Origin of the sequence: Rouxiella sp. WC2420 (genome assembly GCF_041200025.1) — a bacterium.
In the GTDB taxonomy this organism is placed as follows: Bacteria; Pseudomonadota; Gammaproteobacteria; order Enterobacterales; family Enterobacteriaceae; genus Rouxiella.
On the sequence record NZ_CP165629.1, the window covers coordinates 1 to 9,053 of the forward strand.

The window sequence follows — 9,053 nt, forward strand, 5'->3', positions numbered from 1 at the left end:
TTACGACCCTAAAACAAACTATTTTAACACTGAAAGTGTAGAATTGGTGATTAATGATGCTATTAATATAAACCCCAGAGCAACTATAATTATAAAATCAACAGTCCCTGTAGGTTTTACTAGAAAAATAAAAGAAAAACTTTCTATTGAAAATATAATATTTTCCCCTGAGTTTTTACGTGAAGGGAGGGCGCTTTATGATAACTTATACCCTTCAAGAATTGTTATAGGGGATAAAGGTGATAAAGCTAAAATATTTTCCGAGCTATTGATAGAAGGGGCGATCAAGAAAAACATTCCTACTATTTTTACAAATGATACAGAAGCTGAAGCTATCAAACTTTTTTCTAATACATATCTTGCTTTACGGATTGGGTATTTTAATGAATTAGATAGCTATGCTGAACATAATAATTTAGAGGCACGAGATATCATTGAGGGAGTTTGTCTAGATCCCAGAATAGGAGACTACTATAATAACCCATCATTTGGTTATGGCGGGTATTGCTTGCCAAAAGATACAAAGCAATTACGAGCAAACTATGATCAGGTTCCTAACAATATTATTAAAGCTATAGTAGATGCAAATAGAACACGCAAGGATTTTATAGCTGACAGGATATTAAGGCTAAAACCAAATGTTGTCGGAATTTATCGTTTGGCAATGAAATCCGGGTCTGATAATTACAGAGCATCTGCAATGCTAGGCATAATGAAACGACTCAAGGCTAAGGGTGTCGAAATCATAGTATATGAACCTGCTATGAAGGATAAGTATTTCTTCAATTCTCCCGTAACGCATGACTTAAATGAAATTAAAAATTCTTGTGATATAATCATCGCAAATAGGATTGTTGAAGAACTTAAGGATGTTGAACAAAAAGTATATACGAGAGACATTTTTGGGAGTAACTAACACATAATCAAAACCCTATAAAAAACTCATATGAGTGGGTTTGCTATAGGGTCATATATTTTTATCTTTTAAGGCCAATAAAAGAATGAACTTTCCATATCACCCCCCATAGTATCTTCCAATGATAACCCTTCTTATTATCAACACTTAAAGCTTGTATTCTCATAAACAAAATACCTTTTCCTTTATAAATATCCTTATTTCTCTTCGACAAAAGAATCAAGGAATCACTAAATCCTGCGCTTTTTGATACCCTCGCGGCACCATCTTCATGATCATGATGCATAATGTAAGTGCTTTGAGGTAACCTTAAAAACCCCCCATATTGATAAGAAAGCCTTAGCCAGGTATCCCAATCTTGAAGCCGTTTGACACTTTCATCAAAACCACCTATTTCTTTTAACCTATTGGTCAATGTAAAAACCTGATTTGATGCAACATTATGAAATAGCATATCTTTAAAATCAAAAGAAATATTTTTTTCATTTACTTTGTAAAAAGAACGCTTATTATCGTTTGGATAACTCTCAAAAAAATTAGCACATATGAAAGAATATTCGTCTCGCCAATTTTTTAAAAAAAGCGACACTCTATTTTGGCAAAACTCATCATCATCATCCAACCCAGTGATATATTTACCTTTGGCAGAAAAGATCCCAAGATTTCTAGTAGCACATGCACCTTTGTTTTCTCTGTTCCTGAAGTAGCGAATTCTATTATCTTTCTGAATTAGTGAGTTTACATATTCTTCTGTCTCATCTGTAGATGCATCATCACAAATCAATAGTTCAAAATTGGTGAAGTCTTGCTTTAGAACGGAGCTAATAGCTCTTTTCAATTCTCTCACTCTATTGCATGTTGAAATATATATACTCACCAAAGGTGGTTTAGAAAAGCCTTCCATATGTACTCCTTTTTTAAAAAAACTATTTTAAAATCTTATTTACAAATAAGGTTGACAAATGCAATTTTAGTATAATTCCTTTTTTAAAAAAATAATTAAAGAAGGTTAAAGATACTATCTCGGTAAGTAGGGTTGCAGTTGCGGCTCCAGTTAAACCATAAAAATTAATCAGTGGGATATTAATTACAAGGCTAAATAAAGCCACGCAAAGCATTTTTTTTGATAGAAAAGAATAACCCGACGATCTTGCTATAAACCTCGCAGATATGATTCCTAATGAAGATATCATAGTCGAGAATGAGAGTATCAATAACGGTTTGTAGGCATCGATAAAATCAATGCCATATAACTTACGAATAAAGTAATCACCAAAGATTGAAACAAATGAAATAATAATCAGACTAATGATTACTATCATAGCATTCAATTTCGATGCTAGTTTAATGGCCTTTAATTCATCTTTCTCTGAGAATATAGATGGCAAATTTGATGTTATCAAAGAAGTTAAGATAAATGACCAAGCTCCCGCAAGAGTAATGGATACAGAAAAAACACCAACACTAGGCCCACTGCTCATGAATCCTAATAAAATTATTGATAATCTTGCATATATAGCAACAGACAAAGTAGATATTACAAAAGAAAAACCAGACATTATCAAGTATTTTTTATATTTATTTCTATGCCTAGAACTCCCAACTTTCATGCTATTATGCCTTTTAAAAAAGTACAATCTAATTAAAAAAGGAATTAAACTCGCAAAAATTATTGGAATAGCTAAAAACTTAACATCCACATGAAAAAAAACAATAACCCATCGCAGAATCAAACTAACAATTAGACCAAAAATGTTTGCGATAGTATTCCTCATTGACTCCAGCTTAGCATCATAATACATACTAAAAACATCAATGGATGAAAAAAAACAAGATGCGAAGCAAGCTATGATAAAAATAAATCCGTTAACATCACCTGTTTTATGAGTAAAAAAAACAACAGGAATTGAAATTAATATATATATTAAGCCTCTCATTGGCAGGGTGGCTGTTATTAACTTAACTCCTGACTTATGATTTTTGCTTATTCTTTTGAAGATAATCACATCACTACCAAGCTGAGCAATAACCAATGTTATTTGAAATAAAGATGTAGCCAATGCAATCTGACCAAATATGGTTGTACCAACATATTTTGCTACATAAGATACAACAAATATTAATCCAAACATCGTAACTAGTTTTTCAGACATCATCCATATCGAATTTGTCAAAATTTTTCTATTCACAATACCACCTAACTCAAGACTTTAAAGTTTAATTATGCACCAAAAGAAGATGGATTAACAATAATTTAAATGTATGTTTTCATGTGGCATTTATTATAAATCAATCCCCCTCAACGACTTTTAAAATTTTTTATTTTTTACATCTTTAGTTTTTTGAGTAAAAAAACACATATTTTAACCCTTGCTATATAACCCTCCAAATTTACAGGTTAATAATCTTAATAGTAAGACAAAATCGATATAATGTGATTATGGTTTACCCCTGAAAAGGCTTCGACTTTATCACTCCTCAAGATGCTTTGTTGAATAAATCGAACTTTTGGCAGATATCAGGAACAGATCATCACATTCCCTATCCTGCAGTGGTATCACGTGGCAAAAAACGTTCAAAATCACCAACTTGGCCACCTACAACAAGACGCTCGGCAATCGAGGCTCAACGACATTCTGGTTTGATGAGGCGGTCATTAAGGCGCTTATCCCGCCACGAACGCGCGCCGGTTACTGGCCGGTGGAGTAGTTGCCTCGATACGCTCCTCGTTCAAAGCTGCCTGTCATACCTGTTTAAGAAACAGGCTTAACGGACAATAACTTCCGATCTCCAAACATGCCCTAAAATAAAGAACCGATAATAGGTTTTTTTATGGTGCATACAACCATATTAAACAATTTATGCCCCCCGAATGATCAAATAAAATACAAAATCATACTTCAGGATAATTAATGCAATTCACACTTCACATGCTCGTCACCGCCTTAAGCCACAACACGACAGCAGACGGCGTTTTTTCTTCTCTAGAGATGCAGATGAAAGCACAGGGAAAAGAAAATCCAGCTCAGAAAATCACTCGCCAGCAGATCGTGAGTGACACCAACATGGCGCTCGATTTTTTTCTTAAAGCACGCATTATCGACCGCGCGGTGGAAGAAACATCGAAAACGCGCGAAGAGCTTGAAACCCTGCTCAACGATATAGAAAACTACTTGGTTTAACGCCGAATCGCGACAAGGGTGTGCAGGTATTCATCTGCCTGTCTAAAAGGAATTACCCCTTGTTTACATCTCTTCCTATCACCTATTTACCATAACATCCGTTATCCACACCGCCTGAACGGCCCTCGGGGCCGTTTTAAGCCCTAACCCTCAAAAGAACACGTCACACCCCCTGAAAACCACCCAAAACGCTGCAGATGAGTTTTACGTGGGTGAATCGTTATGCACGCAAACCGGCGGCGAGAGATTTGGCGGCTAAAATGGGCCGGACGGGTTAAAAGGATCACTTTGGGACCGTGGTCCCAATCGGGGAAATAGGGGCAGCTGGGACCACGGTCCCACGCCAAAAAAGCAATACAATGTCATACGTTGTACCCACAATATGGCTGTACACCGTATTGCTCATGTATATACGGTGTATGTACAAAATCGTATATACCCCCCGCATTCCGTTGGGACCACGGTCCCAAATATTAAGTTACGTTAGGAATTGGGACCGCGGTCCCAATCCTGAAACGGTGACCGGACGTGAAAATTTTTTTCGCGGTCGGCCACCGTTGGGCAAGCGCAGCGCGGCAGTGAAATAGGAGAACATCACAATGAAAAAAGACACATCATCCCTCTATCCCACAGGCAAAAAACTAACAACACATGCCGAACTGCACGCCCGCTGGATGAAAGATCCGGAATACCGGAAAGCCTATGAAGAAGAAACCGAACGCGAACGGCTCGCGGAGGAGGCGAAAAAGAAAAAGGGTGTCTGACGGGTTTCAAAGGGGCACCCTTTGGCGCGCACGATGTGACAGAACGCCGCAGGCGGTTTGTAAACATCGGTAACGTGCCTCTGACCTATTCGTGCCAATAGGAGCAATTGCACTAAATTGCATTAAGTTGCACTAACGCCTCTCGAAGCCCGCTATCCCTTCTTCCGATTGCACTGAGTTGCACTAAATCACTCAAATGAGCATCCCCATTTCCTGTGGACTCAATCGGGTGTCGGAGGTTGCCCTGACGATGCGTGTTGGATGCCGGCACGACGTGGCGGTACTCCAAACACACATCCTGTCCTGCGAAAAAAACGAAAGCCGGAGCCGCATAAGAAACCGGTGTGGCCGTGCCTGGGAAAGTGAATGGATGACATGACGCTTCCTAGTCTTGACAGACTTCGCTAGTCAAGACTGCGGCGAGCGTTGCGGAGCGAAGAAGGCTGGATGAAGGTAAGCGGAAGGCAGGGGTACGAAAAAAAGGATGCGCCGATGGCGTTTTTCCATAGGCTTCGCCCTCCTGACGAGCCTCACAGAAATCGGATGATTTCCGGCGCTCAAATCAGAAATGGTCGGACTGGAAAATCAGGGAGTAAGCGGTGCTCAGCAGTAAACAGTAGACAGCACTGCATGACATACTCTCATTAACTCCATGAGAAGCCCGTGACGGGCTTTTCTTGTCTCAGGGGTAGGGTTATCGTAATAATTAGTGAAAAACGCCTGGGCTGCCATTTACCCCTATTACCTGCTAGAGCCGAGAGCGTAGCGAACTGAATTTTACAAAAAGAATAGCGATTCAGTCGTCTGATGGTCGGAGACAAAAAGAATATTCTGCGACGTGCCCGAGCTTGCGAGGGAGCTATCAAGGTGTTTGGCCTTTTAGGTCTGTTTTGAAGAGGAGCAAACAGCGTTTGCGACATCCTTTTATCATACTGAATCAGTGACTCATAGGTTCAGTTATCCACAAGGCTGGGATCTATTCTTTTTATCTTTTCTATTCTTTCTTTATTCTGATGTTTTTAATTTATTGATTTTACTAAAAAAAAAACCAAAAAGGTGTAGCAAAAATCATAATGGGTGTAGCAAAAATCATAAAAACGGACACAAAGGTGTAGCAAAAATCATGGTACTCACAGCACAATAAGTAAGGTGTAGTTGACAAAAAAGGCTACACCTTTAGTATCTGGTGTAGTCTTGAATTTCACCTACACCAAGCGAGAAAAAATGTCTGAGTTAGTGGTTTTTAAAGCAAATGAATTAGCTATGAGTCGCTATGACTTAACCGAACATGAGACAAAACTAATTTTGTGCTGTGTGGCATTGCTCAATCCAACCATTAAAAATCCTACAAGGGCAGATAGAACAATCACTTTCACCTATCAGCAATACGCTAAGATGATGGGTTTAACCGCTGACAATGCTTACCATCGATTAAACGGTGCCACCAGTGAACTAATGACGCGTACCGTAGAGATAATCTATCCTACAGGGGATGTCTCTAAGCGAATATTCCAATGGGTTAACTTGGCTGAGTTTAATCGTCGTACACAATCGTTAAGCTTGGTTTTTAGTGAAGATGTACTACCCTATCTATTTCAAATAAAAAGATTTATTAAATATAACCTTGAGCATGTTAAGTCTTTTGAAAATAAATACTCCATGCGCATATACGAATGGCTCCTAAAAGAGTTAATGCAAAGAAAAACACACAAGGCAAATATAGAAGTCAGTATAATAAATTTTAAATTCATGTTGATGCTAGAAAAAAATTATCCTGCATTTAAAGAGCTTAATCGCTGGGTGTTAAAAGCAGCGATTAAAGATCTAAACAACTACAGCAACATGAAACTATCTATTGATAAACGAGGCCGCCCTACTGACACATTAATTTTCCAATGTGAGCTTGATAAGCAAGTTGCTCTTGCCACTGAACTTGCGAAAGACCAAAAAGAGAGTACCACGGACACATTTCCGAATATTCAAGAAAGCATAAAGTTAGAAACGCGCATACATGAAGGACTCAAAAAGATACTACATAGCGATCTAACAGCCAAAGTTCAGCTAACTAGCTTTGAAATAAAATTTCTTCACGATATGCAAAGTAAGCATGATCTTAACGGATCTTTTTCTTGGCTAACACTAAAGCAACGTACCACTCTGGAAAAAATATTAGCGAAATACGGACAAATTTGAGGTAGTCATGGCTCTGGTATCAATAACTGAGGCGGCAAGATTAACAGGTAAGAGTCGCAGGACAATACAACGGCACATCGCGACAGGAAGGCTCTCGAAGTCACACGGTGACGCGACAGAAAAATCAATTGAAACCTCAGAATTAATAAGGTGTTATGGTGAGATAAAGCAGAACATTGACACACTAAGTTATGACACGAGACTCGTAACAATGTCACACGCTGGCACCTTGAAAATTGACAAAATTGAAGCAGAAATAGAGCTATTAAAACAGAAAGTAGACTTATTGAAGCAGCGACTTCAAGACAAAGACGCACACATAGATAGTCTGAAACAAGCCATGCTGTTAATCGAATCCAAGCTGCCGGCAACACCAGAGCCGGTCGCGCAGCCAATGATGAAAAAATTATGGCAATTCTGGAAAAAATAGCGGTTTCAGCCCGTTTGCAGGCTGAAACCAGAACCACCATTCTGATAAAAAACCTGCAACACGAAAACAGCTCGATTTCGGAGTAGCAAACCCGCGCTTTTGCGCGTCCCGGAGGATTTTTGCGGTGAGTTCCTGTGCAGCAGTGCGTCTAAGCCGTTATTCTGTAAAATATCCAGTACAATAGTAATCACTAATAAATGTTATTCCATTTCCCTCGAGATAAGATCGAAATGATTTTTTTAATTATTTGTTCTTTCGTTGTAGGTATCTTTATAATTAAATTATAATCAATATTATTCATGGATACTCTATCGTCATTTAGATTTTTATAGTTTACAATCCTATCCATCCACGATTGTTTGAAATCATCTACTACATCCTCCTTGTGTATCATCTCATCTTTATTTAATCGTGTAGTCCATGAGTTCCTGACTTCATGAGAAAAGAAATTCGTCTCTTTTTTTACATCTGATCTAATTATTAGTCTTTTATCAATTTGTTCGGGATATCTATACTGGAAATGCTTTAATCTAATATAATCATGAAATACCAATGCAGACCAATTTAATTTTGGCCATTGTTCATCACTTTTCCATTCTTTATTTAAATGCCTCACAAATCTTATTTCTGCATCATTGCAAAGATAATAATGCATGGTGTCAACACACTGCCCATTGAGATAATCACTTCCATTTTCATGGAATTTTTTTAAATCAACATCCGTAAAATAATATTGATTTTTTGCTGCCTTAACGTAGTGATATTTTTTATCGACCCCGCTCAAAAAAAACCTTGGGTTATCTATATAAAACTCATCAGAGTCTAGCCTGCACCACCAATCATCCTGGCATGCCATATGTTTATATTTATCATAAATTAAACTTCGGATACCATCATGGAATGAATTATTTATTTGTCCATATACTTCAACATTCTCTAGATTTTTTAGCTTATTACAAATTAAATCCCAAGTTCCATCCGTACTCATATGATCAGCAATAAAAATCTTGTCAGCCTATGCAAGAGCACTAATGATATTCCTCTCAATTATATCGACTTCATTTTTCACAAGGCAAATTGCAAAAATCTTCATGAATAAACTCCTTTATTAAAAAATAATGTTATCATAAAAAAGAAATTTTGAAAAATTTTATGATGATTAATAGCTCAATATTTAATGCGTTTGATATTTCACCAGCACATGAGTATGTTAATATTATTTTCCCATGATAGCATCTATGACGGGTGCTCGCGGAAAAAGCTTTTAAATGATATAATCATAATCTTCTTAAACTTATAGCATGCAAAGGATTAATTATGAAAATCACCATTGTTGGAATAGGGTATGTGGGATTATCCAATGGTATTTTATTATCGCAACATAATGAAGTTGTTGCTCTTGATATTTCAAAGGAGAAAGTTGACAAAATAAATAATAAAGAATCGCCAATTATTGACAATGAAATAAGTTTGTTTCTTTTAGAAAAAAAAATAAACTTTACTGCAACAACTAATAAATCAATTGCTTATCAAGATTCGGATTTCATAATTATTGCAACCCCAACTGA

Annotated in this window: 8 protein-coding genes and 2 pseudogenes; 7 read left to right on the forward strand and 3 right to left on the reverse strand. The window is 37.2% G+C overall.

The features are described 5' to 3' along the window. The coding region (locus tag AB3G37_RS24290; protein WP_369791034.1) for a nucleotide sugar dehydrogenase at window positions 1–916 on the forward strand (916 nt) is incomplete at its 5' end. 61 nt (window positions 917–977) lie between these two features. Here the strand turns inward: AB3G37_RS24290 and AB3G37_RS24295 are convergent. Both AB3G37_RS24295 and AB3G37_RS24300 read right to left on the reverse strand, forming a co-directional pair. Further along, complete coding sequence (locus AB3G37_RS24295; RefSeq protein ID WP_369791035.1) at window positions 978–1,820, reverse strand: glycosyltransferase; 843 nt, start codon at window positions 1,818–1,820, stop codon at window positions 978–980. A gap of 22 nt (window positions 1,821–1,842) precedes the next feature. Further along, window positions 1,843–3,105 carry an oligosaccharide flippase family protein gene (locus AB3G37_RS24300; RefSeq protein ID WP_369791036.1) on the reverse strand — a complete coding sequence of 421 codons (1,263 nt, stop codon included), beginning with the start codon at window positions 3,103–3,105 and terminating at the stop codon, window positions 1,843–1,845. Window positions 3,106–3,472: 367 nt separating this feature from the next. Here AB3G37_RS24300 and AB3G37_RS24305 point away from each other — a divergent pair. From AB3G37_RS24305 to AB3G37_RS24325, 5 genes and pseudogenes are all read left to right on the forward strand, one after another. Continuing rightward, window positions 3,473–3,580 (forward strand): annotated as a pseudogene (locus AB3G37_RS24305) (IS5/IS1182 family transposase); the annotation flags it as partial. Between the two features lie 248 nt (window positions 3,581–3,828). Then, on the forward strand, window positions 3,829–4,098 hold the full coding sequence (locus AB3G37_RS24310; RefSeq protein ID WP_369791037.1) for a hypothetical protein: 270 nt from the start codon (window positions 3,829–3,831) through the stop codon (window positions 4,096–4,098). A 599-nt stretch (window positions 4,099–4,697) separates the two neighbouring features. Beyond that, the gene (locus tag AB3G37_RS24315; protein WP_369791038.1) at window positions 4,698–4,862 is read left to right on the forward strand and encodes a hypothetical protein; all 165 of its coding nucleotides are present in this window, start codon (window positions 4,698–4,700) and stop codon (window positions 4,860–4,862) included. A gap of 1,224 nt (window positions 4,863–6,086) precedes the next feature. After that, complete coding sequence (locus AB3G37_RS24320) at window positions 6,087–7,055, forward strand: replication initiation protein (RefSeq protein WP_369791039.1); 969 nt, start codon at window positions 6,087–6,089, stop codon at window positions 7,053–7,055. 7 nt (window positions 7,056–7,062) lie between these two features. After that, complete coding sequence (locus AB3G37_RS24325; protein WP_369791040.1) at window positions 7,063–7,485, forward strand: DNA-binding protein; 423 nt, start codon at window positions 7,063–7,065, stop codon at window positions 7,483–7,485. A 190-nt stretch (window positions 7,486–7,675) separates the two neighbouring features. On the opposite strand, the gene AB3G37_RS24330 is transcribed toward AB3G37_RS24325, so the two are convergent. Next, a complete protein-coding gene (locus AB3G37_RS24330) occupies window positions 7,676–8,491 on the reverse strand; it encodes a glycosyltransferase family 2 protein (RefSeq protein ID WP_369791041.1) in 816 nt (271 codons plus the stop codon). A gap of 311 nt (window positions 8,492–8,802) precedes the next feature. On the opposite strand from AB3G37_RS24330, the pseudogene AB3G37_RS24335 reads away from it, so the two are divergent. Continuing rightward, window positions 8,803–9,053, forward strand: a pseudogene (locus AB3G37_RS24335) (UDP-glucose 6-dehydrogenase); the annotation flags it as partial.